The organism is Methylobacterium sp. B1, from assembly GCF_000333255.1.
GTDB classification, from domain to species: Bacteria; Pseudomonadota; Alphaproteobacteria; order Rhizobiales; family Beijerinckiaceae; genus Methylobacterium; species Methylobacterium fujisawaense.
Map to the genome: position 1 here is coordinate 1 of NZ_BACT01000911.1, position 2,111 is coordinate 2,111.

A 2,111-nucleotide genomic window follows, 5' to 3' on the forward strand; every position below is an offset into this window, starting at 1 on the left:
TGCGCTCGTCGGTCAGGCCGAGGACGCTCCGGGCCTGGGCCAGATAGGGGACCCGGGTCGCCGCCGACGGATCCCCGACCAGCGTCAGGAACGGGATCACCGCGGCGACGCCCACGACCTCCAGCAGCGCCGCCACCGCGAGCCCGAGAGCGATCAGGGCGAGGCGCCGCCGGTCGGCGGCCCGCATGGCCCGGACGAGGTCGATCAGCGCGCGCATGGCGTCGCGGGTGTCAGCGGGACGGCTCGCATGGTCGGCCGGGCTTAAGCGCGCCGTCCCGGCCTGTCCACGCCGGGGCTCAGCCGAGCTTCTTGAGGGCGCCGAGATCCACGTCGCCGTCCTGGCTGGTGAAGGTCAGGGTCTTGGCGGTCCCGTCCGCCTGCGCGACGCCGCCGATCCGGTGGTCGCCGCTGTCGTAGGTCGAGACCTGCCCGTCGCGGTCGATCAGCAGGCGGCGCTTGTCGGGGAAGAAGGCATATTTCATCCCGTTCTGCGCGCCGCTGGTCGCGGGCTCGCCGAGATCCTTCGGCCACCAGGGCTCCATGCCCTTCATCGGTTCCATGGGCTTCATGGGTTCCATAGGCTTCATCGGTTCCATCGGCTTCATCGGTTCCATGGCGCGCACCTCCTGCCGGTCGAGAGACAGGAGGACGCGGCAGGAGAGGAAGGGTTGCATGCGTCCCGCCCGCCGCGGCGGACCTCACAGCGGCGGGAGGCCCGGCGCCGGCCGCTTGCGCACCTGACCGTCGAAGCCGACATGGAGCTGCTGCTCGCGCCCGTCCCGGTCCTTGGCGGCCACCTCCAGATGACGCGGACCGCGGCCCGTGACCCGCACGTCGCTGTAGCCCGCCGCCTGGACCGATGCGGTCAGGGCGGCGGTGTCGAGCTTCGGCCCGAGACCGAGCCGGTCCTTGGCCCAGTCCAGGCTCCCCGTCGGCGGACCGCCCGCCGGCCCGAGCAGCAGCGTGCGCCCGTCCCCGTGGGTCAGGATCCGGGCATGCAGGAAGCCGGTCTCGAAACGGCCCTGCACCGTCACGGTCTCGCCCTTGGCGACGAGGCCGCCGTCCTCGCCCTCGCGACCCGTCTCCACGAGCGCGCGCCCGGTCCCGTCCTGCACCACGAACTTGTTGCCGAAGATCTCCGCGACCTCGCCCTTGATGGCCGTCGCGCCCGAGGGGGCCAGGGCCTGGATCGCCACCGGCGCGACCGGCGTCGGCTGGAACGGCGTTCCCTGCGCCAGGGACAGGCCGACGGCGCCGAGCGCCAGCGGCAGCGCCACCGCGCCGACCACCCAGGTCCGTCGCGGGATCGCCTTCGACGCCGGCGCGGCGGCTTCGGGCTCGCGGATCTCCCGCGCGGTCCCGTCGATGGTCTTGTCGTCGCTCATGATCTCATCCTCTGAAAGGGTCCGGATCCGCTCGATCCGATGCCCCTTCGTAAGGCGCCGCCGGCAATCCGATCTGAACCGCGCGGTTCAGGCCCGGTTAAACGCGCCGCCCTAGAGCGCCTCGTGTGGAACCCGTGCGCGTTCAAAGGCTTGGCAGCGGGCGCTGATGCGGGCCGGCAGCTCGGCGCCCGCGTGGCCGTCCCGGCGGGGCCCAGGTGAGACAACGGCCCTAAGTCCTGGCGGCGGCAGGGTTCGCGGCCGCGGCCGCGGGTGAAATCAGCCGGATGCCCGGCGCATCGCTCCGGCGGCGGTCGAATCCGGCCATCGGAGGCCAGACGGGGAGATCAGACGCGTGAAGATCCTGCTGGTGGAGGACGACGCGGCCCTCGCGGCGGAGGTCGCCAAGGTCCTGCGCGCCGAGAATTTCGTGCTCGACCACGCCGCCACCGGCGAGGACGCCCAGCATCTCGGCGAGACCGAGGGCTACGATGCCGTCGTGCTCGATCTCGGCCTGCCGAAGGGCGACGGCGTCTCGGTGCTGCGGGCCTGGCGCGGGGCCGGGCGGACCCTCCCGGTGCTGGTTCTCACCGCCCGGGGACGCTGGAGCGACNAGGTCGCGGCCTTCAGGCGGGGGCGGACGATTACCTCGTNCAGCCGGTCGGGTGGAGGAGCTGGTGATCCGCCTGCGCGCCCTTGTCCGCCGGTCCCAGGCGGCGGGGCGAGCCG

At 73.0% G+C, this 2,111-nt stretch carries 2 protein-coding genes and 2 pseudogenes; 1 reads left to right on the forward strand and 3 read right to left on the reverse strand.

What is annotated here, in order from left to right:
• The 3 genes and pseudogenes from I53_RS25780 to I53_RS25790 all read right to left on the reverse strand — a co-directional run.
• Positions 1–217, reverse strand: a pseudogene (locus tag I53_RS25780) (ABC transporter ATP-binding protein); the annotation flags it as partial.
• A gap of 79 nt (positions 218–296) precedes the next feature.
• Positions 297–674, reverse strand: coding sequence for a hypothetical protein (locus tag I53_RS25785; RefSeq protein WP_236952929.1), 378 nt, complete (start codon positions 672–674; stop codon positions 297–299).
• Between the two features lie 24 nt (positions 675–698).
• Positions 699–1,385 (reverse strand): DNA-binding protein, encoded by a 687-nt coding sequence (locus I53_RS25790; protein ID WP_043356205.1) that lies wholly within the window; start codon positions 1,383–1,385, stop codon positions 699–701.
• Between the two features lie 352 nt (positions 1,386–1,737).
• On the opposite strand from I53_RS25790, the pseudogene I53_RS25795 reads away from it, so the two are divergent.
• Positions 1,738–2,111, forward strand: a pseudogene (locus I53_RS25795) (response regulator); the annotation flags it as partial.